We start from the raw sequence: 26,972 nt of genomic DNA on the forward strand, positions 1-26,972 counted from the left end.
TTAAATTGAAAGTTTATCAATGCGCTTACCACCAATAAATAAGTTAATTACCGCACGGGTACCAACTATGGCTGTAAACATTGAAGTTAAAATACCAATTGCGAGTGTTACGGCAAAACCTGCAATAGGGCCAGTGCCCACTGCAAATAAAATAACCGCAGCAATTAAAGTGGTAATATTGGCATCAAAAATAGTACTAAAGGCGCTATCGTAACCAAAATGAACGGCTTGTTGAGGGCTGCGGCCATCGGCCAGCTCTTCACGAATACGCTCAAAAATAAGTACGTTAGCATCAACCGCCATACCCACTGTTAATACAATACCGGCAATACCTGGCAGCGTTAAAGTTGCGCCTGGAATTAACGACATTACACCTACAATAAGCACTAAGTTAGCTGCTAGTGCAATGTTGGCAACTAAACCAAACCCTTTGTAGTAAATAAGCATAAAGGCAAGTACAAACGCAAAGCCAAGGGCTACAGCTGTCATACCAGCTTCAATGTTTTCTTGACCTAAGCTTGGGCCTACTGTGCGCTCTTCAACAATTTGAATTGGCGCTACTAATGCACCGGCGCGTAATAGTAAGCTTAAGTTGTGGGCTTCGGCTGGGTTATCAATACCTGTAATACGGAATGAGCGGTCAAGACGAGCTTGAATAGTCGCAACGTTAATAACCTCTTCTACCTTAATAGGTGGAAGTGCTTTACCGTCATCATCTTTTTTACCCGATGGCTTGTATTCAATAAATACCGTTGCCATGCGCTTACCAATAGCACGCTTGGTAAAGGCATTCATTTTTGCCCCGCCTTTGCTATCTAAGGTAATGCTTACTTGTGGGCGCTGATATTCGTCGTTTCCTGATTGTGCACCAGTGATATGGCTACCTTCAAGAATGACACGTTTTTTAAGTACCACAGGGTAGCCATCACGGCTCATGATCATTTCTGTGCCCGCAGGAATACGTCCTTGAGCAGCAGCACTTGGGTCTGCGTTTTCGTCTACTTCACGAAATTCAAGCGTGGCCGTTGCACCTAAAATTTCTTTAGCGCGTGCTGTATCTTGTACACCTGGTAGTTGCACAATAATGCGCTCAGCACCTTGGCGCTGTACGTTAGGCTCTGCAACACCAATTTGGTTGATACGATTACGAATAATGGTTTCGTTTTGCTTAATAGCGTAGTCACGTATTTCTTTAAGCTTTTGCTCACTCATAGTGGCAAAAAATGCGCGATCGTTACTGCTATCATCAATGTATACGTTTAGTGGGTAGCGCGATGCTAAAAAGCGTTCAGCCGCCTCTTTATCTTCTTCGGTACGCATTTCTACACGCATACGCTCAGAGCCCGCTACGCGGCGAACACTACGGTAACGAAGTTTTTCTTCGCGTAGGTCGCTACGAAAATCTTGTTCCATTTGCTCTAGCTGATTATCTACCGCGGTTGCCATGTCGATTTCCATGGTGAAGTGAACACCACCACTTAAATCAAGACCTAGCTTCATAGGGTTACCACCCAATGATTTTAACCATGCAGGTTGCGCAGGTGCCATATTAATAGCAGAGATATAATCGTCGCTAAGAGAATTACGCAGTAAGTCTTGCGCTTTTAGCTGTTCTTCAACATTTTTAAAACGTACTAATACTTGGCCGCCTTCAAGCACGGTAGACTTAGCTGTTACATTATGTTGTTTGAGGGTTGCGTTTACTTTGTCTACTACACTGAGATCGACATCTGCGCCTTTTGCCCCCGAAACCTGAATGGCCGGATCGCGGCCATACAAGTTTGGAGAAGCATATAAAAGGCCAATGGCTACCACAGCTAAAACAAGTAAATACTTCCAAATTGGAAACTTGTTTAACACAGGCATGTCCTTTTTATTTTTATAGTGACTTCATTGTGCCTTTAGGCAATACAGCAGATACTGCCGATTTTTGTACTGTTACTTCAGCTTGCTCATTTAAAGAAATCACGATGAAATCTTTATCTTCAGTAATTTTAACAATTTTACCTACTAAACCGCCTTGGGTAAGTACTTCATCACCTTTAGCCATCGCGCTCATAAGGCTTTTGTGCTCTTTAACACGCTTAGCTTGTGGGCGGTAAATTAAAAAGTAAAAAACTAAACCGAAAATAGCTAACATAATTAGCATTTCCCAGCCACCACTTGCAGCAGGTTGACCAGCAGCGGCGTGTGCGTTTGAAATAAATAAACTCATAATACTTCCTCTATATTTTTAAATTTTAATTTATATCTGCAAGCTCTGGCACGTCTTGGCCACGGCGAGCATAAAAATCACTAACAAATTCTTCTAGTTTACCTTCGCTAATTGCATTGCGTAGGCCTTCCATAACACGCTGATAGTAACGTAAGTTATGGATTGTGTTTAGTCGTGCGCCTAAAATTTCGTTACATTTATCAAGGTGATGCAAATAAGCACGCGAATAATTTTTACAGGTATGACAATCACACTCAGGATCAAGTGGGCCAGTGTCTGTTTTATGTACTGCGTTACGAATTTTAATTGTACCTGTGGTAATAAATAAATGACCATTACGTGCATTACGGGTAGGCATTACACAGTCAAACATATCAATACCACGGCGTACAGACTCAACTAAGTCTTCAGGTTTACCTACACCCATTAAGTAGCGCGGTTTGTCTTCTGGCATTTTGTACGCACAATGATCAAGAATATTCATCATTTCGTTTTTAGGCTCACCAACCGATAGGCCGCCTAATGCGTAACCATCAAAGCCAATTTCTTCTAGGCCTTTTTGTGATTGTGCACGTAACTCTGGGTACATACCACCTTGGATAATACCAAATAAGGCTGATGGGTTATCGCCGTGGCCTTCTTTAGAGCGCTTAGCCCAACGAAGCGATAGCTCCATTGAGTCTTTTGCTTCTTTTTCGGTGGCAGGGTATGGCGTACATTCGTCAAAAATCATGACGATATCTGAGCCTAAATCACGCTGTACTTCCATTGATTTTTCAGGCGACATCATAATTTGGTCACCATTTACCGGCGATTGGAACAACACGCCTTCTTCGGTAATTTTACGCATAGCACCAAGGCTAAATACTTGGAAACCACCTGAGTCGGTTAAAATTGGAAAGTCCCAATTCATAAAGTCGTGTAAATCACCGTGTTGTTTAATGATTTCAGTACCTGGGCGTAGCATTAAATGAAAGGTGTTACCCAAACAAATTTGTGCCCCTGTGGCTTTAACTTCATCTGGGGTCATGCCCTTAACAGTACCGTAAGTACCTACTGGCATAAATGCAGGCGTTTCTATTACACCACGGTCAAAAATCAAGCGGCCGCGGCGCGCTTTTCCGTCGGTGCGGTCTAATTCAAATTTCATATCATCCTCAATGTCGGAAAAACAGTCCAACAAGCTATAATTTAACCGCTCGATTCTACCCTTTTTGCCCCGTTATTACTATTAGCTGCGCTAAATTCACTGCGTATTAGCGCAGGCAAATAAAAACCCAGCGTGCGAGCTGGGCTTTTAAAAACGGTACCGGATAAAAACGTGCTTATTTACGTGTTAAAAACATCGCATCGCCGTAGCTAAAAAAGCGGTACTTTTGTTCTATAGCCGTGTTGTACGCGCCCATAATGTTATCTTGGCCGCTAAAGGCACTTACTAGCATTATGAGGGTTGATTCTGGCAAGTGGAAATTAGTCACCATGGCATCAACTACATTAAACTGATAACCCGGAAAAATAAAAATATCGGTATCGCCAAAATAGCTCTCTAATTTACCGCCGTGTACTTTTGCTGCCGACTCCAGCGAGCGCACAGAAGTAGTTCCCACAGCTATAACACGGCCACCGTTAGCTTTTGTATTAGCAACAGCGTGAACCACCTCATCAGGTACTTCAATGTATTCAGAGTGCATGACATGTTCATCTACGCTTTCTACACGCACCGGCTGAAACGTACCTGCGCCAACATGTAGCGTAACAAACGCCATGTTTACGCCTTTTTGTTTTAATGCCGCCATTAGCTTATCGTCAAAATGCAGCCCTGCTGTAGGCGCTGCTACTGCACCGGGCTTTTCGCCATAAACGGTTTGATAACGCTCGCGGTCAGCTTCGGTGTCTGGGCGGTCAATGTAAGGAGGTAAAGGCATGTGGCCAATGTCGTTTAGAATATCGAGTACATTTTGGCTGCGATCAAATTCAAGCTCAAATAACGTATCGTGACGCGCAATCATTGTCGCTTTGGCTTTTCCTTCTAAAATAACTTCGTTACCAGGCTTTAACGACTTACTTGCTCTTACATGGGCAAGTACGCGGTGTTCATCAACTACACGCTCTACAAGTACTTCGACTTTACCGCCAGAGGCTTTTTGGCCAAACATACGGGCAGGAATAACGCGGGTATTATTAAATACTAATAAGTCACCTTCGTTTACTAAATCAAGTAGGTCGCTAAACACTTTGTGTTCAACGTTGCCAGTTGGGCCATCTAGGGTTAGTAAACGGCTGCTGGTTCTGTCTTGTTTAGGAAAACGAGCAATTAATTCATCAGGTAAGTCAAAGCTAAAGTCAGCCACGCGCATAGTCGGTATTCCACATCATTAAAATCGCGCCAAGTGTATATCTATCCTCGGCTAAGCTCAAGATATCTACCACAGTTGAGAGGATTCACCCTATTTTAGATACATTTGAGTAACTACTTTAAATAATCTTGTTCTTATTGGTAAATATCATTATTCTTACTGTCCTTAATAATGATGGTTTAGTTTTGGGGTTATAAAAAAGTGGCAGATAAGCTGAAGTTGCTCATTCTAAACGCAAGTAGCGAAGAACGCCGCACTATACGGGCCACTTTAGAGTACTTAAACGTATTTGAATTTATTGAAGCCGCAGATAGCCTAGATGCACTCACCCTGTTAAAAAAGCAGCCAGTAAACATGATTATTACGGGCTTAAGCGTGGGGAAAATAGATGGTTGGCGTTTTTCTCGCATGATCCGCTCAGGCTTACTTAACACCCCAAAAAACACCCCAATTTTACTTATTCCGCCTATTTATTGTGAGCGTATAGCTGAAACCACTGCTCGTAGTTATGGCATAGATGCCGTACTGCCTTTTGAGCACCAAGATATGCTGCCGCAGGTGCTGGCCAATGTTCTGTCTACGCATTTAGAAAAAAGCAGCCGCCTTAATTTACTCTTGCTTGAACCAATAGCGCAAAAAGCCGATGAAATAGCAGAGCAACTTAAGCTCAATTTTGCCATTACCCATGTGACCTCAAGCCAAAGTGCTTTAAACGCTTACAACCAACAACAATTTGCCATTGTACTGCTTGATGCAACCGCGTCGCGCGCTGATACTTCAAGTGTTTTAGTCGAAGAAATACTGCAACATAACCCTAAACAAGCCATTGTAACTATTATTGATAATAACGATGCCGACTATGCAGAGCAGCTGCTGCTATCCGGCGTTACCGACTTTATAAGAGCGCCATATGACCCGTCGTTTTTAAATAAAGTATGTGACCATGCTGCGCGCCGTGAAGACTTTATGGTTAGTTATGCTGAGTTTGCCCAAAAGGTTGAACAGTTAAGTATTAGCGAAGTACGCTACAAAGAGCTTTTTTCAGCGCACCAACGCATTTTGCTGCATTTAAATACGGTGGTTTTAGAGCTCGACCAACAAGGTAAAATTCGCTTTATCAATCCTGCTTGGGAAACACTAAGTGGCTTTGGGGTTAAATCGTCTTTGCAAAAATCATTAATCGATTATTGCTCTGATGAATGCCAAGTAAAACTAAATACGACCATTAACGATATTCTTAATGGCGGCATGCACCAGCAGCAGGTCGAGATTCAACTTAATCATAAAAATGGCAATCAGATTTGGGTGGAATGCCGCTTACAGCTAATAAAAAACAGCCGCAATAATGCCACCATTACTGCCACAATCGACAACATACACGAGCGTAAACAAGCTGAATTAAAGCTGCGCCACTTAGCCCTGCACGATACGCTAACAGGTTTACATAATCGTTATTATTTTGATCAACAACTCAATAAAATATGCCAAACCAAGCACACCTATGGTGATGTAGAGCACGCACTTATTTACATCGATTTAGATCATTTTAAAATAATTAACGACAGCAAAGGCCACCAACAAGGCGACATTGTACTAAAAGATGTAGCTCAATTATTTGAAGCAAACATTAGCGCTAAACATTTAGTGTGTAGAATAGGCGGTGACGAATTTGCTGTTATTTTAAAAAATACGCAGCTGCTTGACGCTCACCTAATTGCAGAGAGTATTTGTAGCGCGATTGAACAGCACGAGTTTAAATCTGAAGACCAAGTATATTCAATTAGCTGCTCTATTGGCTTAACGCAAATAACGGCTAAAAATTACGACCCGAGTGAATGCCTCAAGCAAGCCGATATAGCCTTATATATTGCTAAAAGTTTAGGCCGTAACCTAGTCCACTGCTACTCAAAAGAAGATGCGCAAAATAACACCTTGCAAACCGGGCTTGAGTGGGGCCATGAGATTCGACAAGCACTTCAGCAAGATAATGTAGAGCTGCACTATCAGCCAATATGGGACTTTAAAGCCAATAAAGTGGCTTATTTTGAAGCGTTACTGCGTTTAAAAGTAGACGATAAACTTATTTTCCCTAATCAATTTATTCCCTCTCTTGAGCTGCTAAACGACACCTTTTTAATGGACCAATGTGTTATTCGCAATGCCATTGCTAGCGTGGCTGAACACCCAGATTTAAACCAAGTGGCTATTAACCTTTCTGCTCAGTCATTTTTAGATGAGCGCTTATTGCCACATATAGAATCGAGCCTAGAAAAATACCACGTACCGCCTTCGCGTATTATTTTTGAAATTACCGAGTCAGCCTCAGTTAACAATTTAAAAGCCACCCGTAAAATGATAGAAAAACTAAACAGTTTAGGCTGTCATTTTTCTATTGATGATTTTGGTACAGGCTTTAGTACATTTAACTATTTAAAACAGTTACCTGCACAGCATGTAAAAATAGATGGCTCGTTTGTACGCGACATGATTAACGACCCCATTGACTTAGCACTGGTTAAGGCCATTAACGATATAAGCCGCTCCCTTGATAAGCGCTCTGTGGCAGAATACGTAGAAAGCGAAGAGATATTTTTTGCACTAAAAGAGATTGGTGTTGACTACGGACAAGGCTATTTTATTGCCCGTCCTGTGCCTGTAGAAAAAGTACAATCGACGCTTAAAATTATTTACCAGAAGAAACCTTTTATCCAACAACACACTAGCGCCAGCTAAACATTTTTAAACAGTTTTAAGCATTTTATTACTATCATTATTGCACTTATTGCCTATACTTTACGTACCACTTAGTAAATGTCTTGTTATTTTGATGATTTAACAATAAAAACATGACATTACCTATAAGCATACATGACTAGCAATTACATAGAGGTTAAAGCTTGTCAGGTTTAAGGAGGAAGGTATGGCGCAGTTGATTATTTTACTTCTCGTAATACATTGTGTAATTGCGTATCAGTGCTATCGGTACGCGCAGCTAAAGGGCTACCCAGTAGGCGTATTCGCTACTTTAGGCCTACTCCCGTATTTTAATGTAGTGGTTTGGATTTACTTGCTTTTTCTACCCGAACTAGAACCCTTTGAAAGCCAAACACATAGCAAACAGCAGCCCTTGTAGGCTGCTGTTTTGTTTATGCTACGCTGGTGCTTAATAGTGGCCAATAACCACACTGCACAAACCTTGTTTACCAAAAGCAACATATTACTGCTGCACTTTAACCTTAAAGGTAAATAGGCTTAACTCTCAAAGTCTAAGCTACATTGGCGAGCCAAAAACACTTCTAGCTGTTGGCTGAATAACTTAAAGTCGCGAATTCTTCCTGTTGTTTTACGCCACAGTATGCCTATATCTCTGTAGGCATCGCCTTGCGATGGGGTAGCTATCATGTTTTTATCTTTAAGAATGCCCGCATTAATCGCCATTTGCGGTAAAAATGTAACCCCTAACTGATGCTCTACCATGCTTAATAAGGTATGTAAGCTTGCAGCTTCAAAAGGGTTAATACAGCTTGAGCGGTTTAGATGACACGCACTCAATGCATGCCCCGTCATACAATGCTCTCGCTCTAATAAAAATACACTAGCATCGGGTAGCAAGTTAAAGTCTTCAACGCCTTTAGCAGGGCTGTAATCTTTATGGTGCACTAAACTAAAGTGATCTTTAGCCAATACTTGAGTATGAAACTTCTCCGTTTGGTACGGTAAGGCTAATAAGGCTAAATCAATATGGCCGTGTTCAAGCTTATCTAATAACTTGTCGCTGGTATCTTCAACAAGTACCAACTCTAAATCACAAAAGGTTTGCTTACAAAAGTGATACAAAGGCGCCGCTATGAAGCTGGCGATAGTGGGTATAACCCCTACCACTAACTTACCACTGAGTGGCGTTAAAAAGCTTTTGGTTAGCTCTTTTAAACTAATTGTATCGTTAATAATTTTACGAGAGCGCTCCACGACCTCTTCACCAATACTGGTAAACATAAGGCTGCGATTTTCTCGCTCAATTAGCTGACAACCGAGTGTTTCTTCAAGGTTTTGAATTGCACTGCTTAAAGTAGATTGCCCAATAAAGCACGCACTTGCTGCACGGCCAAAATGCTGGTGCTGATGTACAGCTAATAAATACTGTAGCTGTTTAATACTTGGTAGGTTGGTCATTTTTTCTTTCCACAAATAAAAAGACCCCAACACCTAGGGCGTTGAGATCTTTTCAAGCTAAAAGTCTTTGAGTACTTTTTTGTTAAACCCCAAACGCGGTTCTTAGTACGTAGAAAATAACAATAGCAAGGGCAGCGCCAACTGGCAATGTAATTACCCAAGAAACTACAATGTTTCTGATAACACCCATGTTAAGTGCAGCAATACCACGTGCCATACCTACACCTAATACCGCACCAACTAAGGTTTGTGTAGTAGAAATTGGCATACCTGTACCTGATGCAATAACAACGGTAGACGCAGCAGCTAATTCGGCAGCAAAACCACGGCTAGGCGTTAAGTGAGTAATACCTTCACCTATCGTTTTAATTACCTTTTTACCTAAAATAGCAAGACCGGCAACAATACCAAAACCACCTAGTGGTAAAATCCACCAAGCAATAGCCGCTTTTTTAGCAATTTCACCGTTGCTTTCAACAATGTTCACAACCGCAGCAAGTGGACCAATTGCATTCGCTACATCGTTTGAGCCATGCGCAAACGCCATACAACACGCTGTTAATACCATTAATACCGCAAATACTTTTTCTACGTTATTAAATTGCATTTGTTTATCGGCTTTAGGGTCGATATTTAAACGTGAAATCGCAATTTTACCAATAATAGCCACAATCAGAGCAATTGCGATCGCAATTAAATAACCTTCAGTAGCGCCTAGGTTAATACCTATATGCTTTAAGCCTTTTTTGATTGTTACTAGCGCCATAATAAAGCCCGCTAAACCCATGTACAAAGGTACAAAGCGTTTTGCGTTTTTAAGTGGTGCATCAGTATCAAAAATCAGCTTTTGCGCACTCATAAAGATTAAGTAAGCAATAAAGCCCGAAATAGCAGGTGTAATAATCCAGCTACCTACAATACCACCTACTTTATTCCATTGAATAGCCTCTGTACCCACTGCAACTAATGCAAAACCAATGATTGCACCAATAATTGAGTGAGTTGTTGAAACAGGCCAACCTAAAAATGAGGCAATTAATAGCCAAGTACCCGCTGCAAAAAGTGCAGAGATCATACCTAAAACCATTAAATCAGGGAGAGCAGCAAAAGGCGCAGCATCAATAATACCTTTACGGATTGTTGATGTAACCTCACCACCTGCTAAGTAAGCACCAGCAAATTCAAAAATCATAGCAATAATAATTGCTTGTTTAATTGTTAACGCTTTTGAACCTACCGAAGTACCCATCGCATTAGCAACGTCGTTCGCGCCAATACCATAAGCCATAAAAAAGCCGACTGCTGCGGCAATTAAAACTAATACCGTGCCGTAAGATGCAATGATATCCATTGTGTAACCTTAATCTTTCGTTTGAACTGATTTTTATAAATTAACGAGCTAGCATCAGCTCAAGACGTGATCCTACGCGCTCTGCAATATCTGCAAGTTCGCCAACCCATTCAATTATTTTGTATAAAAACATAACATCAATTGGGTTTAGCTCGCTTTCTACATCGCGTAGTTGGCGGCGTACTTTAATTTGCATTTCATCCGTGTCTTGTTCTATGGCATCCAATTCTACGAGCATTTTTTCTACTAAAGTCACCTCGCGACCTTTAAAGCCCGTTTCTAACAATTCTTCTAACTCATTAATTGCTTTTGATGCTTGTTTAGTCGCATCAACACAACGTGTTAGATAAGCTAAAAAGTCTGCTTGCATAGCGCTAGGAATTGTCATTTCACGGCCAATTACGCGCCCTGCAATGTCTTTAGCCTTATTTGCTATTTTATCTTGTTGAGTTACGAGTTCGAGCAGATCTGTACGCTCTACCGGCATGAATAAACCACGCGGTAATTGTAAGCGTATATCTCTTTTCATATCATCAGCTTCACGCTCTAAATTACGAATAGTTAAGCGAAGCTCTTCTGCTTGCTGCCACTCTTCTTTAAATACGTGATTAAAAAAAGGTATCAAGGCTTTACTTGCTTGATGAACCTTCTTGATGTGTTCTTCCATTGGTTTGATAGGAGATTTTGCAAATACTCCTAAAAACGCGTTTGTAGGCATAACTGACCCTTTAATCAAATTGATATGCTTTGCAGCATGAATTTTACAGTATTAGCCGCGATTGTGAACGCTTTTTATTATTTCATCATGGCTAACAATGCATAAAGCGGCACTAAGCCGCTTTAATAAAAAAGAATGATAGATAAAAACCTACAACGATTTTTCTATATCTTCTTGAGATGTATGACGAATATCTTTACCGTTAACAAAATAAATAATGTATTCCGCAATATTTTGGCAACGGTCGCCAATACGCTCTAATGAACGTACAGACCATACTAAATCCATAATTTTAGGAATTGAGCGTGGATCTTCCATCATGTAAGTCATAATTTGACGTGTGATTGCTTCATATTCACGGTCAACTTTTGCATCTTCTTTATGTACTTCAAAGGCGCGTTGTACATCCATGCGTGCAAACGCATCAAGTACATCATGTAGCATTTTTAAAACTTGGCGACCCATGTTTTCAATATTCACTAATAAATCTTGCTGATCTTTAGTAAATGAATCCAAAGCCACTTTAGCAATGCGCTCTGCTTCATCGCCAATGCGCTCTAAATCGGCAATCGTTTTTGCAATGGCTATTACTAAGCGTAAATCGCTCGCTGCAGGCTGACGACGAGCAATGATGCGCGTACATTCATCATCAATGCTAACTTCCATCGCATTTACTTTGTAATCGTTCTGGCGTACTTTTTGTGCCAGTTCAGCATCATTACGACTTACTGCATCTAATGCACTGCTTAGCTGCTGCTCAACTAGGCCACCCATGTTAAGTACATGGTTACGAACATTTTCTAGCTCTTGGTTAAAGCGCCCAGAAATATGCTTATTTATATTATGTTCCATAATTACCTTCTCTTAAATTCGTTTACAACACTAAAACGTATACGACTAGCCGTAACGGCCTGTAATGTAGTCTTCCGTTTTCTTTTTGCTTGGCGTTGTAAATAAGGTATTTGTGTCTGAGTATTCAATCAACTCGCCCATGTACATAAAGGCCGTTTGATCAGATACACGCGCTGCTTGTTGCATGTTATGTGTCACAATAACAACGGTAAATTTGTTCTTTAAATCGTTAATTAGCTCTTCAATAACCAAAGTAGAAATTGGGTCAAGTGCCGATGTTGGTTCATCAAGTAATAGTACTTCAGGTTCAATCGCAATTGAACGGGCAATAACTAAACGCTGTTGCTGACCACCCGATAGACCAAATGCACTATCGTGTAATCTGTCTTTTACTTCATCCCATAAAGCCGCACCGCGAAGTGATTGTTCTACCACTTCATCTAGCTTACGCTTTTCTTTAATACCTTGTAAGCGTAGGCCATAAACCACATTTTCATAAATTGATTTAGGAAATGGGTTAGGACGCTGAAACACCATACCCACGTTACGACGAAGCGCGGCTACATCTACACTTTTATCGTAAATGTTTTGGCCATGAAGTAATATTTCACCTTCAATACGACACACATCAACTAAATCGTTCATGCGGTTAATACAACGCAATAGCGTTGATTTACCACAACCCGACGGGCCGATAAACGCCGTAACTTGGCCTTTCGGAATATTCATATTTACTTTGCTAAGCGCTTGCTTTTCACCATAGTAAAGATCAAGGTCCTTAATCTCTAACGCTTTTTGGTCATCAGTTAAGTTTTCTAAGTCTAACTTCAAGCTTTTGTTAGCTTGGTTTACTTGTGGAGCGACTGTAATCATGTTTGTTACCTATAATTCTTTACTAATTAGTGTTCAAGCGATCTGAATTTTTCACGTAAATGGTTACGTATGCCTATCGCTGTTATGTTGAGGGTAATAATCACCGACACTAATAAGAAGGCCGTTGCGTATACCAGCGGGCGTGCCGCTTCAACATTCGGGCTTTGAAAGCCCACATCATAAATATGAAAGCCTAAGTGCATGAACTTTCTATCTAAGTGAAAATAAGGGAAGTTGCCATCAAGTGGTAACGTAGGGGCCATTTTTACCACACCTACGAGCATTAACGGCGCAACTTCACCGGCCGCTCGAGCAACTGCAAGTATTAAACCCGTCATAATTGCTGGGCTTGCCATAGGAATAATAATACGCCATAAGGTTTCAACTTTGGTTGCACCAAGCGCTAATGAACCATCACGCACTGTACTAGGAATACGCGATAAACCTTCCTCGGTTGATACAATAACAACCGGTAATGTAAGAATAGCTAATGTAAGCGCAGACCACATAACACCTGGCGTGCCAAATACTGGCGTAGGCGCAGCTTCTGGGTAAAACAGTTGGTCAAGGCTACCACCTAACATGTAAACAAAAAAGCCTAAGCCAAATACACCGTAAACAATAGACGGTACACCGGCAAGGTTAATTACCGCAATACGAATCATCTTAGTTACTGCATTTTTAGCTGCGTACTCATGTAAGTAAATTGCAGCAACAACACCAAATGGGGTCACAATAACGGCCATTAGCATAACCATAAATACTGTACCAAATATAGCAGGGAATACGCCGCCTTCGGTGTTTGCTTCACGTGGGTCGTCTGATACAAACTTACCCAGTTGCACAAAGTAATGACCTAATTTTGAGAAAAAGCCCATGTCGTTAGGCAACCAAACATCAAGCACTTGATACAGTGGAATGGTGACTACTTCACCACGCATGTCCTTAACTAAAACTTGGTCACGTTTGGCTTTTTTACGCAGTGCAAATAACTCTTTTTCAAGTACTGCGTATTCGTTACGTAACTCGGCACGTGCTTGAGCAAGCTCAGCAACACGCTCATCGGTTAGTTCGTCATCAAGTAGGTACGCTTTTTCTTGTAAGCGAAGACGCTCTAATTCGTAGTTGATATGACCGATGTCGCCATTTTGTAAATCAAGCGCTTCGTCGTTTAAATCAACCGCACGCTCTACTAGCTCATGTAAGGTTTCGATTTTATCGCCAGTAACCGGCTTTCCATCTTTAATTACACCTTCTATGTAGCCATAAAAGTTACCGTTTTTACTGCGCTCAAATACAGCAAGCGTAGCCGGTGTACTTTGCTCAGTAATATCGGTTTCTAATATCCAACGAAAATCTAAATCTACATATTCGCGGTTACCTGTTTTTATAAGTAAACGCTCAACTTCGTCTTTATTAAAATCTGATACATCAATACCTGTTGCAGCTAAACGCGCTGTAGGCACAAGTTCTCGGTCGTAAACTTCACCAATTATGGTTTGTTTTGAAATAGACCCTTCTAGCTCAAATTGAACTACCTCTGATGGCCAGAAAAAGCTTAATCCCTTCCAAGCTATCATTGCTAATAAACCGAGAACTGAAATTAAGCTGATGCTTACCGCACCACCTGTCATCCAAATCCAAGGAGAACCAGACTTAAACCACTGCTTTACCATGTCGTGTCTCTCCACTTACATTGAGCTGTATTTTTCACGCAGTTGCTGACGAACAAACTCAGCCACTGTGTTGAAAATAAAGGTGAATATGAATAGTACAAATGCTGCTAAGAATAATATTCTATAGTGCGAGCTGCCTACTTCTGATTCAGGCATTTCTACCGCAATGTTTGCTGCAAGCGTACGCATACCTTGGAAAATACTCCAATCCATAATTGGCGTATTACCTGTTGCCATTAATACAATCATGGTTTCGCCTACTGCACGGCCAAGTCCCATCATTACAGCAGAGAAAATACCAGGGCTTGCTGTAAGTAGTACAACACGTACTAGCGTTTGCCACTGCGTAGCACCAAGTGCTAGTGAGCCATTTGATAAGTGTTTAGGAACACTAAATACGGCATCTTCTGCAATCGAGAATATAGTAGGAATAACGGCAAAGCCCATCGCAATACCCACCACTAATGAATTACGTTGGTCAAACGTCATACCAAGCTCATTGGTTAGGTATTGACGTACATTGCCGTCAAACATCCAAAGCTCTACTGTTTCGCTCATTGCAAACGATACCCAGCCTATAAATAATACAACCGGAATAAGTAAAATAGAGTGCGACCCTTCAGGGATTTTATGGCGAATACTCGCTGGTAACTTAGTCCAACCTAGTGCTGTTGCTAGCACACCTAACGGTAATAAAATCAATAAGCCGACAATAGCAGGTAGGTGCTCTTCTATAAGTGGCGCTAACCACAGGCCTGCTAAAAAGCCTAATATTACAGTCGGGAGGGCTTCCATAATTTCTACCGTTGGCTTTACCACTTTACGCAGCTCGCTCGACATAAAGTAAGCGGTGTAAATAGCGGCAGAAAGCGCAATGGGTACTGCAAATAGCATGGCGTAAAGCGCTGCTTTTAACGTACCAAACGAAATAGGAACCAAAGAAAATTTAGACTCAAAGTCATCACTTGCTGATGTAGATTGCCAAATATAACCAGGCTCAGGGTAACCTTCGTACCACACTTCTTGCCAAAGCGCAGACCAGGTAACCTCTGGGTGCTCATTATGAATTTCTAATACGGTTAGTTGGTTATCGGCTAAAATAAGGGCAGCATTTGAGCGCGGAGCTATAGCAAAGTTTTTAATCTCGCCATCACTTACTTTACCTTGCCAAAGTTTTGCCTCACTTGTGGTGTAATACACACCTAGCTCACCATTACTGCTTGTAGTGAAGAAAGTTCGACGATAAAACTCGGTAAAAATGTTCAGCTTGGTTTGTTTAGTTGTTTCAAACGAGCGAATTTTTTGATACTCACGGCCGCTGTCTGTATTTACTTCAAACCACTGCGATACTTCACCGTTATCGTTTGCAAGCATGAGTGAGTTAGCACCAGCAAGTAGCTGCGCAGACACTAAGTTAGCACTTTCTTCGTTAGCCGAAAGCAGCTGAATTTGCTCTACTTCGCTTGGGTAGCGTGTATCGTAAACATAAATTTGATTTGCCGAACGTACAAATGTGCGGGTGGTGTCTGGCGAAATTAGAAGCTCATCAACACGGCCTTCAATATTAAGCTCAGTGCGCTCAACTACCCATTCTACTTCACCGGTAAACATGTTTTCTTCAGCAACAAAGCTGCTAAATAAAACGCGTTTGTCTTCGGTTAAAGCAACCACGGCTGTTTTATCTTCGTAATGACTAAATGCAAAACGCTTAATGGCAGCACCTTGCTCGTCAACTTCTAATGCCATTTTGCCAAGTGGATAATCTAAACGTGGCGTTAGCTTTCTTTCGTTGTTAGGAAAAGTAACTAAAAACTTAGGTGCTACCAGCACCACTGAGCCATTTTCTAAACCAAACGCATAATGCCCCTGAAACGGCGCACTGTTTGCAAAGCTTGATGCATCACTAGGTAGCTCGGCGCTTAATGTTTTAAGCTTTTTACCAAAGCTGCCATCTTGCACACTATAAAAATCTACCTTTCCTTGCTGAGAGAGTAAAAAAGCAACCTCAGTTTGCTCCTCAACACCTAAGCCCACAATTTGTTCAGCATTAGCAACGTTAAAACTGTTACGTTTTTCTACTTTTGCTGATTCAAAAATTGGTTGTACTACATAAAGAAGGTAAAAGAATATTAATAACAATGCTATTAATACCATTACTCCGCCTGCGGAAATACCCCACTTTGCAAACCGGTCTTTAAATAGACGGCTTCGATCCGTATTTAAAGTCGGCTTATTCGGATTGGAAGTCATCAAAACACCCTTTAATTCTGTCGTTGCGCAAATTATATTTCATCAAGATGACAGTAATGTTACAGATGTAATAAATACCCGCCTAAACGCTTTAAAATCAGTCCTTTTTTCTAATGACAGCGCTTGCTTAATTGTTACTCACTGATATGCCACAACATAAATCGATACAAAAAAAGGGAAATATTTAATATAAATGCCCTAAATTAGTGCCTATTTAGCTATTTAATAACGCGTTTTACTGCCCTGCTGGAGATGACTAAATTTATGCTTTTATGGCGCATTAGTTGTTAACACTTTTATGGTTAAATAAAGTGCATAGCGCTCAAAGCATGGAAAAAATAAATGTTATGGTTCATAAATGACACTTATTATCAAAAGTGCTATAAAATTGTTAATAAATTCAGTGTGAGTTTATCTTCTTATGGGAACTAATTTGTGCTTTTATTGGACAAACAATTTAACGCAGACAATACTAAATCTATGTATAACGAAACCAGACCGCAGCGCTAAAGTTAAAAAATTCAACGATAAAGACACAAATAAGTAATAATAAACAATTAGTTTTTTATGGGTTTATATTACCCACTACAATGATAGAAACGTTATAAACACTTAATGCCTACGCATTTACATTTTCAGGCTTAGAGAGAGCTATTTATGAAGCAGTTGGTGATCACCATTTTAGGGCAAGACCGGCCCGGATTAGTAGAAAGTATTTCATCGGTTATCTTGCAAAATAAGGGTAACTGGCTGAGCAGTAATTTAAGCCACTTACTAGGCCACTTTGCCGGCATTATTCAGGTAGAAGTAGCGCAAGAGCACTTTGAAGCATTGCAAAACGCATTAAATGCCTTACCTAAACTCGACGTACGGATTGAAACTGGCAACACAGAAGTAGAGCCAAGTAGCAAAGAGCAAATAAATTTTGTCATTACTGGCAATGACCGCCCGGGCATTGTGCAGGAGCTGGCAAGTGTAATACGCCACAAAGGCGCTAGCATTACTCACTTAAACTCAAGGCAACAAAGTGCGCCAAATTGGGGAGTGCCTATTTTTAGTGCCGTAGCGACTGTAACCTTACCCAGTGGTATGAATAAAGAAGAAGTTATTGATGCACTTGAATCGATTACCAGTGATTTAATTGTAGATATTGAAGAGGCATAGCCCAAACGCCGTTGACATAAAAATGACATGGTAGTCATTTTTATGTCATCTAACTGGCGTATGTTTGAGTAAAAAGGGCTGATTATTACTACTTTTATCGCTTTTTACATTGTAAGCCTCATAAGCGCACGCACAGCCCCAAATTAAATTTGAAACATATCCTGATAACGGAATAGATATGAATGCCCATATAGAGCCCCCTCAAACAACTGAATATTTTGCAAAAGAATTAAGCTGGCTGTCATTCAACGAGCGTGTACTACAAGAGGCTAAAGATAAAAATAATCCGATTATTGAGCGCATGCGTTTTTTGGGCATTTTCTCTAATAATTTAGATGAATTTTTTAGAGTACGTGTTGCTGATGTAAAGCGCCGAATTTTATTAAATAAACTCCCCGATGCTAATTTTGAAGAAGACGAAATACTGCTTAGTGAGATACAAAAAAAAGTACTCCAGTTAGGTAAAAAATTTAACCACATACATCAGCAGGTATTAACAGACTTAAACCATCATAACATTCATGTTAGTCGCCCTGATGAGCTCAGTGAGTTTCATTTAAACTGGTTAAAAAATTACTTTCATGATCACGTTCTTCAACATACCTCTCCTATTTTGCTAAACGAGAACAAAGACTTCTCTACCTATATAAACGACACCATGACCTACTTGTTTGTAGAAATGAGTGATGAAAAAAGTTATTACGCAATGCTTGAGGTACCCACCGACAGGGTTGATCGCTTTATAAACCTGCCTCCAGAAAAAACCCGCCGTCATAAAACTATTGTAATGCTTGATGATGTCATTACTTACTTTTTAAACGATGTATTTAGTAGCTTTTTTTCTTATAAAAGCATTGCCGGTTATGCAATAAAATTAACTCGCGATGCAGAGTACAACCTAGACGACGAGCTAGAGGCTGGCTTACTTGATAAAATGTCCAAAGGGTTAAAACAACGTATTTATGCTGAGCCAGTAAGGTTGGTTTACGATCAAGCCATGCCTGAAAACATGCTAAAAGTGATGAAAAAGCGCCTCGGTGTCACGCATCATGATGCGTTAATCCCCGGGGGGCGTTATCGTAATTTTAGAGACTTTATAACGTTTCCTAATGTAGGGCGCCAATATTTAGAAAACAAACCCCTCCCAGCATTGCAAAGTAGTGCGTTTAATAAACATGCCAGTGTATTTGACGCTATTAGCGAGCAAGATATTTTACTGTATTACCCCTATCATACTTTTAATCATGTGCTTGAATATGTGCGCCAAGCGGCCTTCGACCCTAAGGTTACGCAAATAAAGGTTAATATTTATCGTGTAGCGAGCAAATCTAGGCTGATTTCATCGTTAATTAATGCCGCACAAAACGGTAAATTAGTGACCGTTATGGTTGAGCTAAAAGCACGTTTTGACGAGCAGAATAATATTGAATGGGCAAAGGTGCTAAGCAGTGCAGGTATTAAAGTAATTTTTGGTATACCCGCACTAAAAGTGCACAGCAAATTATGTGTGGTGCACCGTAAAGAAAAAGGCCAAATAGTAAAATATGCTCATATTGGCACAGGTAATTTCCATGAAAAAACAGCCAAAATTTACACTGACTTTAGCCTATTTACTCGCCACACTGGTATTTGTGAAGAAAGCGACAGCGTATTTAGATTTATTGAAAGCAGTTATAAACCGTTCAAATTTGACTACTTAATGCTTTCGCCAATTAATGCCCGTGAAACGCTGCTTAATTTAATCAATAACGAAATTGACCATGTTAAAAACAACAAACCAGGCAAAATAACGGTAAAAATAAATAACCTCGTCGATAAAGAGCTGGTAGACAGGCTTTACCTAGCTGGTCAAATCGGCGTTAAAATTAGAATTATTGTACGTGGCATGTGCTCGCTCATCCCTGGCGTGCCTAAACTTAGCGATAATATTAAGGTAATTAGTATTGTTGATCGCTTTTTAGAGCATCCTCGCGTAATGGTATTTGGCAACAATGGCGATGAAAAAGTATTTATATCCTCTGCTGATTGGATGACACGTAACCTAGATCATCGTGTTGAAGTAGGTGTTCCTATTTTGGATGTTAAGTTAAAACGCCTTATAGTTGATATATTAGAGCTACAATTTAAAGACCGCACCAAAGCACGCATTATTGATAGCGAGCAAAAAAACGCTTATGTAAGAAGGGGTAACCGTAAAAAAATTCGCTCGCAGATAGCAATTTACGATTATCTAAAAAAATGGGAACACACTTATTATAATGAATGATCACCCTTCAATAGCCGCAGTTGATTTAGGCTCCAACAGCTTTCATTTAGTGGTTGCCCGAGAAGTAAACGGCACTTTGCAAATTTTGCACAAAGAAAAACAACGCGTTTATTTAGCCGATGGGTTAGATGATAAATTTCGCTTAAGCCAAGCTGCAATAGACCGCGCCCTCGTGGTACTAAAGCAATTTGCTAAAACCTTACATGAGTTCCCCGCAAGTAATGTAAAGGTAGCTGCCACTTACACTTTTAGGCGCGCTAAAAATATTAACGCCTTTTTAGCCCAAGCTAGCGCTGTGTTTCCTTTTCATATTGATGTAATTGCAGGTCAAGAAGAAGCGCGCCTTATTTATCAGGGCGTTGCGCATTATGTTCATAATGAAGAAAACCGTTTAGTGATCGATATTGGCGGTGGCAGTACCGAGCTTATAATAGGTAAACATTTTAAGCATAAGCTTTTATCTAGCCGTAATATGGGCTGCGTTAGCTTTACAAAGCAGTTTTTTAGCGATGGAAAAATAACGGCCAAACGCTTTAACAAAGCGCAAATAAGAGCCGAGCAAGAGCTTGAAGCCATTTTTTCTAATTATGTAAGCGAAAATTGGCAAACAGTAATTGGCACGTCGGGCACTATAAAGTCAATTTTAGCGATGATAAGCGCCACAAATCCGCAACAACCTAACATCACTTACGACGATTTACTCGCGTTAAAACAACAGTTTATTAGTGCTAAACATATTGATAACTTAGCTATTGCAGGGCTTACACCCGAGCGCCAACAAAGCATATGTGGTGGTTTAGCAATTTTAATTGCGATATTTACAGAGTTTGCCATTAAAGAGCTGACCTACAGCGATTTTTCGTTGCGCGAAGGGTTGCTGCACGAAATGCAGCAAAAGCTGGCCGATAAAGATATTCGCTCAAACACCATTAATAATTTAAGTGAGCGCTACACCGCTGATAAAGCGCATGCAGCGCGTGTTGCTGATACGGCTATTTGGCTCTATAAACAGTTAAAAAATGTATGGCATTTAGATAATAACGACGATATTGCTTTGTTAACGTGGGCAGCAAAATTACACGAAATTGGTTTATCAATTAACTCATCGGGGATTAACAAACACAGCGCTTATATAGTGGCGAATAGTCAATTGCCCGGTTTTACGCAGCAAGAGCAACTTATTTTAAGCTCACTTATACGCTTTTATCGTAAAAAAATTAAACTGACAGAGCTGCCAGAGTTTTTAACTATTTCTCAAAAGCATGTGCTTAAACTGATTGTTATTTTACGCTTAGCCATTTTATTTAATCAAAAGCGCCAAGTGAGCTTAAAGCCGGATATGGAAATAAGCGCAAGCAACCTAGGCTTATTTATTAAGTTTAGTAACAGCTATTTGCAAGAGCATACATTGCTACAAGCAGACCTAGAGCAAGAGCAGCTCTATCTTAAAAAAGCAGGGATTCAGTTTGAGTGCGTTTAATTTTATAAGGCTATTAAAGCCTGTGACATTGTTTGTTCTAAAGTAATGTAATTGCGACACGCGCTTTTTAAAGTGAGCTTGCTGCTTTATTTACACCCCATGTAAAGCACACATAATAAAGCGCCCTCGGGGTAAACCCAAGGGCGTTTGAAGCTTTACCTATAAAGATAAAAGCCGAGTTATTTTATCAGGTTTACATATCCATATGTCGGTTTGAGCTTTGCATCATTTGCTTAACGCCTTGCTTTTCAAGCTCTAAAATTTGCTCGAGCTTTTCTTTACCGTTTTCTGTCTCAGCGCGCTCTAATAAGTACTCGTAAAGTTCGATTACTTTTTTGTGCTGCTCAGAGAGGTAGTTTTGAATCACCTTTTCATCAAATTCTTGGTCTTTGCTAATATCGTTAAACGTAATTAACTCGGGGTTGTCTGCAAAGTATTCGTAGCTGTAAGTATCTAAGGTGTTGATCTCTGTAATTGCTTTAAAGCCAACTAAGTCTTCAGCTAACTTTTTTTCATAATCTAAATAATAGTCCACTAGCATCGCGTTACGTTCATCAAGTAACTCCTTAACGCTGTAAAAATTTGCCGCCATTTGTGTGTGAAATAAAACGGTCCAATCGTACACTTCTTTAATTGTTTTAACTTGCATGTGCATTCCTTACTAAGTTGACTGTATAAGGTATAGGTTGCGTAAACCGTGCCAACATAAACTCAATTAAAAACAATGCATTAAAAATAAAAAAACAGGAGCTAGGCGGGTTATTTGGTACAAGTTACAAAATACGGGTAATTTTTATAGGGCAATAAAACAGGTATTGCCCACAGTGTGCTATTAGAGCCTGCTGAATTAGGGGCAGCTATCAAGCTCACAAGGGTAAAAACCGTACACCGCGATTTAACCACCCCTACATTCAGCAAATTTTAACTCACAAAGAACAACACCTATTGACTAATATGCTGCTTTTTCCACAGTAAATACACCGCAGGTATAACCAATAACGTAAGTATAATTGCGCTTAGCATCCCGCCTACCATCGGCGCAGCTATTCTACTCATCACTTCGCTACCGGTGCCGGTGCCGTATAAAACGGGTAATAAGCCAGCAATAATGGTAGCTACCGTCATCATTACGGGGCGCACTCTTAGCCCTGCACCTTGCATAATAGCGTGTTGTAGCGCTTGTAAGTTAAATGCAGTTCCAGTTTGCTCGCACTGCTGGCGTTGCTCTGTATAAGCTTGGTTTAAATATACAAGCATTATGACGCCTATTTCTACCGCAACACCGGCCAATGCAATAAACCCTACACCCACTGCCACCGAAAAGTTAAACGCTTCAAAGTACATTAGCCAAATGCCGCCTACCATAGCCAAAGGAAGGGTGGCAATAATAATAAGTACTTCGCTTAGGCATTTAAAATTAAGGTATAGCAGTATTACAATAATCGCGAGTGTAAGCGGGATCACATAAGTAAGCTTTGCTTTTGCGCGTTGCATGTATTCGTACTGCCCTGCCCAAGTTATTGAATAACCAGCGGGTAATTGTAGTTTATCGCCAAGTACTTGCTGAGCTTGTGCTACATAACTGCCAATATCACTGCCTTCAATATCAATTAAGCTCCACCCATTTAAACGCGCATTTTCGCTTTTAATGCCGGTAGGGCCATCTTCAATAAATACTTTAGCAACATCACCAAGTGCAATATGTTGGCCTGATGGTGTAATAATAGGTAATAATTTTAAATCTTCAGGCGAAGCACGAAAGCTCTGCGGGTAGCGTAAATTTACTTGGTAACGCTGTTGCCCTTCGATTGTTTCAGTCACGTTTGAGCCGCCAATTGCTGTGGCTACAACCTGTTGTACGTCGGCTATATTTAGATTATACCGTGCTGCTTTTTCGCGGTTTATATCCACTTTAATATAACGCCCTGTGGCTACACGCTCTGAATACACTGAGGCTGTGCCGGGCACATCTTTTAACAATTGCTCAATTTGCTGCCCAATATTTTGAATTTCTAACAAGCTTGGGCCCGCAATTTTAATACCCACAGGCGTTTTAATACCGGTGGCAAGCATATCAATTCGCGTTTTTATTGGCATAACCCACGCATTTGTAAGGCCCGGTAATGTAACTAAGCTTTCCAGCTCGGCTTTAATTTTTTGCTTCGTCATGCCCTCTCGCCACTGTGATTTAGGCTTAAATTGAATAAAGGTTTCAATCATTGTCAGCGGTGCGGGGTCGGTTGCGGTATCGGCGCGCCCTATTTTACCAAATACAGTTTTTACTTCAGGCACAGAGGCTATGAGCTTGTCTGTTTGCTGTAAAATTTTTCGTGCTTCACCAATAGAGAGCCCTGGGTAAGTTGTTGGCATATACATTAAGTCGCCTTCATCTAGCAAAGGAATAAACTCACTGCCTATTTTGTTTACCGGATAAAAGCCTATAACCGTCACTATAAATGCAATAAATAACGTACTTTTTGGAAATTTAAGTACGGTGGCTAACAGCGGTTTATACCCTGCAACCAAGGCTCTATTAATAGGGTTTTTATGCTCAGAAATGACCTTACCCCGAATAAAGTAGCCCATTAACACCGGCACTAAGGTTATAGCTAAACCGGCAGAGGCTGCCATCGCATACGTTTTTGTATAAGCAAGCGGGGCAAACATGCGCCCTTCTTGCGCCTCTAAAATAAATACAGGCATAAAACTTACAGTAATAATGAGCAAACTAAAAAATAACGCAGGGCCTACCTCGGTGGCCGATTTAGTCACTATTTGCCAGCGGTTTTGCTTGGTCAGTGGCGTTTTTTCCATGTGTTTATGCATGTTTTCTATCATTACGATAGCACCATCTGTCATAGCGCCAATAGCAATAGCAATCCCGCCTAACGACATAATATTAGCGTTTACACCTTGCCAATACATCACAATAAAAGCCATTAATATACCCATAGGCAAGGTAATAATAGCCACCAGCGATGAGCGCACATGAAATAAAAAGACCACACACACTAAGGCTACAATAATGAGCTCTTCAAACAATTTACTACTTAGGTTATCGACCGCGCTTTTTATTAACGTGGAGCGGTCGTAAACCGGAATTATTTCAACCCCTTCGGGTAACCCTTGTTTTAAAGACTCAAGTTTTGCTTTTACCCGAGAAATCGTTTCTTGGGCGTTTTCGCCATAACGCATCACCACAATGCCACCCGCAACCTCGCCTTCGCCATTTAGCTCTGCAATGCCTCGTCGCATTTGAGGACCTAAGCGCACATCCGCTACATCTCGTAATTGTAATGCACTTCCTTGGGCGTTAATTCCTAATGGAATGGCTTCTAAGTCGGCAACACTTTTAATATAACCTGTGCTGGTTACCATGTATTCGGCTTCAGCCATTTCGATTACTGAGGCGCCAGTTTCTTGATTACCTTGGCTAATTGCAGTTTGTATCAAACTAAGAGGAAGGCCATAAGCACGTAACTTAACGGGGTCTACAACCACTTGGTACTGCTTTATCATGCCACCTACAGCGGCTACCTCAGATACACCTTCAACGCTTTGCAGTTCAAATTTTAAAAACCAGTCTTGCAAGCTACGAAGTTGGCTAATATTGAGCTGATTTGTTTTATCGACTAACGCATATAAATAAACCCACCCCACTCCTGTGGCATCGGGCCCAAGTTGTGCCTTTGCACTTGCCGGCAAGCGGCTTTCTACCTGACTTAAATACTCTTGTACGCGGCTTCGGGCCCAGTAAATATCGGTATTTTCATCAAAAATAATATACACATACGAGTCGCCAAAAAACGAAAAACCGCGCACCGTTTTAGCGCCAGGCACAGACAGCATTGCTGTGGTGAGCGGGAAGGTAACTTGGTCTTGCACTACTTGGGGTGCTTGGCCTGGGTAGCTGGTTTTAACAATTACTTGTACGTCCGATAAATCCGGAAGCGCATCAACGGGTGTCTGTTTTACACTGTAAATACCCGCGCCAAATACAATAATACTCAGTAACAAGACGAGAAAACGATTAACAACCGACCAGCGAATAACAGCAGCTATCATAATGACTCCCCATGCATTGAATGATGAGCTGCACCTTTGTCAGTAGGGTGCTCAGCAATTTTGCTTATTACAAATTCACCCTCAATAATGCTAAATGTAAAATGAACCTGCTGATCAGGTGAAAGCGCACTAATATCAAGCTCTTTAACAAGTATAAAGTCCATAGTAGCAGGGCCTCTGTTCCATTTAGCGATAGCCTCTCTACTAATATTAATAACCCGCTGCGCTGCGTTTATATTATTTATGGTTCCGATTACTGTGGCTGTTTGAACCGCTTCAGCCTTGTCCATTTCCATGTTAGGCATGTCGCTCTTGGCGGGTATTTCTGGTGCGCTCATACGCTTAAAGTCCGAGTCTTTACTCGATTCAGAGTCTATTAAAAACTGCGCAGCAGTCACCACACGGTCTTCTTTGGTAATGCCCGATAGAATAGCCACCTCATGTTGGCTAATTTGCCCTACTTTTACCGCCACCGATTTAAAACGCCCATCGCCTAGGGCAAGTACTACTCGGTTTTGTGCGCCTGTACGAATAAGCGCTTGCTTAGGTATAACTAATTGCGGTGAGTCACTGTGTGTGTGAATACTTACTTGGGCAAACATATTAGGCTTAAGTAGCCCTGCTGTATTTTCAAAACGCAGCCTTACACGTAAAGTGCGATTTTGAGCATTCAGCGCTGGATAAATGTAATCTACTACGCCCTGCCACTGCTTACCTTGAATGTAATCAAGGGTCATTGTAACGGGAAGCCCTTTGCTCACTAAAGCTGCTTGGCGCTCAAATACTTCTGCCTCTACCCATACTTGATCTAATTTAGCGATACTCATCATTGAGGTGCCAGGCTTAACATAAAAACCTTCTCGGATATTAAGCTCATCAAGCACTCCACTTTGGCGCGAGTAAAATGTAATGTTTTGCATCACTTTTTTATTTTTTTCTAAGCGCTTAATAAAGCCATCAGACACATTTAGCGACTCTAAACGCGCTTTAGCAGCACGAATCAATACGCTATTTTTTCTATTTACTGCGAGTAAAAATTCTTCTTGTGCGTTCACAAGTTGAGGAGAGTAAAGTGTGTAAAGAGGCTCACCAGCACTAACGGGCTCCCCTTGCGCTTTTACAAATAGGGTTTCTATCCACCCTTCTACGCGGGGGTGAATATGGGTTAACTGATCTTGATTGTATTGCACATAACCGATTGTTTGAATATCACTTTGCAGTGTTTTCAGTTGCACTTTACTGGTTTTAACGCCTAAGTTATTAACCACTTCAGGTGATATTTTTATAGTACCTGGGCTGTCGTTTTCAGCGTTTGCGTATACAGGCACCAGCTCCATCCCCATTGGTGATAGCCCTGGTTCATCGCGCCTATAATTACTGTCCATGGGAGCAACCCAATACAGCGGCTTCGTTTTTTTATTATCAGCGGTTGTGGCTAAGTGCTCAGTGTCATCAATCAACCAGCGATTAGCAATAAGCATTAACGTGGCACCAATAAGCAGCGCTACAAGGTATTTTAAGTTAGTTTTCAT

General features: G+C 40.8%; 19 protein-coding genes. 5 read left to right on the forward strand and 14 right to left on the reverse strand.

Going from position 1 to position 26,972, the window contains the following annotated elements; translation table 11 throughout:
- The 4 genes from secD to queA all read right to left on the reverse strand — a co-directional run bounded on the left by secD (position 1) and on the right by queA (position 4,572).
- Positions 1-1,860 carry a protein translocase subunit SecD gene (gene secD, locus PSH50_RS13160; RefSeq protein ID WP_273587526.1) on the reverse strand — a complete coding sequence of 620 codons (1,860 nt, stop codon included), beginning with the start codon at positions 1,858-1,860 and terminating at the stop codon, positions 1-3.
- A 19-nt stretch (positions 1,861-1,879) separates the two neighbouring features.
- Positions 1,880-2,215 carry a preprotein translocase subunit YajC gene (gene yajC / locus PSH50_RS13165; protein WP_004587613.1) on the reverse strand — a complete coding sequence of 112 codons (336 nt, stop codon included), beginning with the start codon at positions 2,213-2,215 and terminating at the stop codon, positions 1,880-1,882.
- 25 nt (positions 2,216-2,240) lie between these two features.
- A complete protein-coding gene (gene tgt / locus PSH50_RS13170) occupies positions 2,241-3,365 on the reverse strand; it encodes a tRNA guanosine(34) transglycosylase Tgt (RefSeq protein ID WP_004587614.1) in 1,125 nt (374 codons plus the stop codon).
- A gap of 175 nt (positions 3,366-3,540) precedes the next feature.
- On the reverse strand, positions 3,541-4,572 hold the full coding sequence (queA, locus tag PSH50_RS13175) for a tRNA preQ1(34) S-adenosylmethionine ribosyltransferase-isomerase QueA (protein WP_004587615.1): 1,032 nt from the start codon (positions 4,570-4,572) through the stop codon (positions 3,541-3,543).
- Between the two features lie 201 nt (positions 4,573-4,773).
- Here queA and PSH50_RS13180 point away from each other — a divergent pair, with 201 nt between their 5' ends.
- Together PSH50_RS13180 and PSH50_RS13185 are read left to right on the forward strand one after the other, a co-directional pair.
- Positions 4,774-7,305: an EAL domain-containing protein gene (locus tag PSH50_RS13180; RefSeq protein WP_273587527.1), complete on the forward strand. Its 2,532-nt coding sequence runs from the start codon at positions 4,774-4,776 to the stop codon at positions 7,303-7,305.
- Positions 7,306-7,492: 187 nt separating this feature from the next.
- Positions 7,493-7,705, forward strand: a complete 213-nt coding sequence (locus tag PSH50_RS13185) for a hypothetical protein (RefSeq protein ID WP_024031438.1) — start codon at positions 7,493-7,495, stop codon at positions 7,703-7,705.
- A gap of 119 nt (positions 7,706-7,824) precedes the next feature.
- Here the strand turns inward: PSH50_RS13185 and PSH50_RS13190 are convergent, their stop codons facing one another.
- The 7 genes from PSH50_RS13190 to PSH50_RS13220 all read right to left on the reverse strand — a co-directional run bounded on the left by PSH50_RS13190 (position 7,825) and on the right by PSH50_RS13220 (position 16,465).
- Positions 7,825-8,745, reverse strand: a complete 921-nt coding sequence (locus PSH50_RS13190) for a hydrogen peroxide-inducible genes activator (RefSeq protein ID WP_004587618.1) — start codon at positions 8,743-8,745, stop codon at positions 7,825-7,827.
- An 82-nt stretch (positions 8,746-8,827) separates the two neighbouring features.
- Positions 8,828-10,096 carry an inorganic phosphate transporter gene (locus tag PSH50_RS13195; RefSeq protein ID WP_273587528.1) on the reverse strand — a complete coding sequence of 423 codons (1,269 nt, stop codon included), beginning with the start codon at positions 10,094-10,096 and terminating at the stop codon, positions 8,828-8,830.
- 40 nt (positions 10,097-10,136) lie between these two features.
- A complete protein-coding gene (locus tag PSH50_RS13200; protein ID WP_004587620.1) occupies positions 10,137-10,814 on the reverse strand; it encodes a TIGR00153 family protein in 678 nt (225 codons plus the stop codon).
- 150 nt (positions 10,815-10,964) lie between these two features.
- Positions 10,965-11,666 carry a phosphate signaling complex protein PhoU gene (gene phoU, locus PSH50_RS13205; protein ID WP_004587621.1) on the reverse strand — a complete coding sequence of 234 codons (702 nt, stop codon included), beginning with the start codon at positions 11,664-11,666 and terminating at the stop codon, positions 10,965-10,967.
- Between the two features lie 45 nt (positions 11,667-11,711).
- On the reverse strand, positions 11,712-12,539 hold the full coding sequence (gene pstB / locus PSH50_RS13210) for a phosphate ABC transporter ATP-binding protein PstB (RefSeq protein ID WP_004587622.1): 828 nt from the start codon (positions 12,537-12,539) through the stop codon (positions 11,712-11,714).
- Between the two features lie 26 nt (positions 12,540-12,565).
- On the reverse strand, positions 12,566-14,215 hold the full coding sequence (pstA, locus tag PSH50_RS13215; protein ID WP_004587623.1) for a phosphate ABC transporter permease PstA: 1,650 nt from the start codon (positions 14,213-14,215) through the stop codon (positions 12,566-12,568).
- A 15-nt stretch (positions 14,216-14,230) separates the two neighbouring features.
- Entirely contained in the window at positions 14,231-16,465 is a 2,235-nt protein-coding gene (locus tag PSH50_RS13220; RefSeq protein ID WP_273587529.1) for an ABC transporter permease subunit, read from the reverse strand.
- Between the two features lie 657 nt (positions 16,466-17,122).
- On the opposite strand from PSH50_RS13220, the gene PSH50_RS13225 reads away from it, so the two are divergent.
- The 3 genes from PSH50_RS13225 (at position 17,123) to ppx (ending at position 21,375) form a co-directional block, all read left to right on the forward strand.
- A complete protein-coding gene (locus PSH50_RS13225; protein WP_024031441.1) occupies positions 17,123-17,629 on the forward strand; it encodes a glycine cleavage system protein R in 507 nt (168 codons plus the stop codon).
- A gap of 178 nt (positions 17,630-17,807) precedes the next feature.
- Positions 17,808-19,895 (forward strand): polyphosphate kinase 1, encoded by a 2,088-nt coding sequence (ppk1, locus tag PSH50_RS13230; protein WP_256846222.1) that lies wholly within the window; start codon positions 17,808-17,810, stop codon positions 19,893-19,895.
- Positions 19,888-21,375: an exopolyphosphatase gene (ppx, locus tag PSH50_RS13235; protein ID WP_138611625.1), complete on the forward strand. Its 1,488-nt coding sequence runs from the start codon at positions 19,888-19,890 to the stop codon at positions 21,373-21,375. Before ppk1 ends, ppx begins: the two co-directional genes overlap by 8 nt.
- A gap of 193 nt (positions 21,376-21,568) precedes the next feature.
- Here the strand turns inward: ppx and PSH50_RS13240 are convergent, their stop codons facing one another.
- The 3 genes from PSH50_RS13240 to PSH50_RS13250 form a co-directional block, all read right to left on the reverse strand.
- Positions 21,569-22,024, reverse strand: coding sequence for a hypothetical protein (locus PSH50_RS13240; protein ID WP_004587628.1), 456 nt, complete (start codon positions 22,022-22,024; stop codon positions 21,569-21,571).
- A gap of 293 nt (positions 22,025-22,317) precedes the next feature.
- Complete coding sequence (locus PSH50_RS13245; protein WP_273609728.1) at positions 22,318-25,440, reverse strand: efflux RND transporter permease subunit; 3,123 nt, start codon at positions 25,438-25,440, stop codon at positions 22,318-22,320.
- Entirely contained in the window at positions 25,437-26,972 is a 1,536-nt protein-coding gene (locus tag PSH50_RS13250; RefSeq protein WP_273587531.1) for an efflux RND transporter periplasmic adaptor subunit, read from the reverse strand. Before PSH50_RS13250 ends, PSH50_RS13245 begins: the two co-directional genes overlap by 4 nt.

Source organism: Pseudoalteromonas sp. Angola-7, from assembly GCF_028599255.1.
GTDB lineage: Bacteria > Pseudomonadota > Gammaproteobacteria > Enterobacterales > Alteromonadaceae > Pseudoalteromonas > Pseudoalteromonas atlantica.

What these genes read in the sequence shown, in the direction of transcription:
- yajC (WP_004587613.1), bottom strand. Translation starts at nt 2,215, where the DNA reads ATGAGTTTATTTATTTCAAACGCACACGCCGCTGCTGGTCAACCTGCT.
- tgt (WP_004587614.1), bottom strand. Translation starts at nt 3,365, where the DNA reads ATGAAATTTGAATTAGACCGCACCGACGGAAAAGCGCGCCGCGGCCGC.
- queA (WP_004587615.1), bottom strand. Translation starts at nt 4,572, where the DNA reads ATGCGCGTGGCTGACTTTAGCTTTGACTTACCTGATGAATTAATTGCT.
- PSH50_RS13185 (WP_024031438.1), top strand. Translation starts at nt 7,493, where the DNA reads ATGGCGCAGTTGATTATTTTACTTCTCGTAATACATTGTGTAATTGCG.
- PSH50_RS13190 (WP_004587618.1), bottom strand. Translation starts at nt 8,745, where the DNA reads ATGACCAACCTACCAAGTATTAAACAGCTACAGTATTTATTAGCTGTA.
- PSH50_RS13195 (WP_273587528.1), bottom strand. Translation starts at nt 10,096, where the DNA reads ATGGATATCATTGCATCTTACGGCACGGTATTAGTTTTAATTGCCGCA.
- PSH50_RS13200 (WP_004587620.1), bottom strand. Translation starts at nt 10,814, where the DNA reads ATGCCTACAAACGCGTTTTTAGGAGTATTTGCAAAATCTCCTATCAAA.
- phoU (WP_004587621.1), bottom strand. Translation starts at nt 11,666, where the DNA reads ATGGAACATAATATAAATAAGCATATTTCTGGGCGCTTTAACCAAGAG.
- pstB (WP_004587622.1), bottom strand. Translation starts at nt 12,539, where the DNA reads ATGATTACAGTCGCTCCACAAGTAAACCAAGCTAACAAAAGCTTGAAG.
- pstA (WP_004587623.1), bottom strand. Translation starts at nt 14,215, where the DNA reads ATGGTAAAGCAGTGGTTTAAGTCTGGTTCTCCTTGGATTTGGATGACA.
- PSH50_RS13220 (WP_273587529.1), bottom strand. Translation starts at nt 16,465, where the DNA reads ATGACTTCCAATCCGAATAAGCCGACTTTAAATACGGATCGAAGCCGT.
- PSH50_RS13225 (WP_024031441.1), top strand. Translation starts at nt 17,123, where the DNA reads ATGAAGCAGTTGGTGATCACCATTTTAGGGCAAGACCGGCCCGGATTA.
- ppk1 (WP_256846222.1), top strand. Translation starts at nt 17,808, where the DNA reads ATGAATGCCCATATAGAGCCCCCTCAAACAACTGAATATTTTGCAAAA.
- ppx (WP_138611625.1), top strand. Translation starts at nt 19,888, where the DNA reads ATGAATGATCACCCTTCAATAGCCGCAGTTGATTTAGGCTCCAACAGC.
- PSH50_RS13240 (WP_004587628.1), bottom strand. Translation starts at nt 22,024, where the DNA reads ATGCAAGTTAAAACAATTAAAGAAGTGTACGATTGGACCGTTTTATTT.
- PSH50_RS13245 (WP_273609728.1), bottom strand. Translation starts at nt 25,440, where the DNA reads ATGATAGCTGCTGTTATTCGCTGGTCGGTTGTTAATCGTTTTCTCGTC.
- PSH50_RS13250 (WP_273587531.1), bottom strand. Translation starts at nt 26,972, where the DNA reads ATGAAAACTAACTTAAAATACCTTGTAGCGCTGCTTATTGGTGCCACG.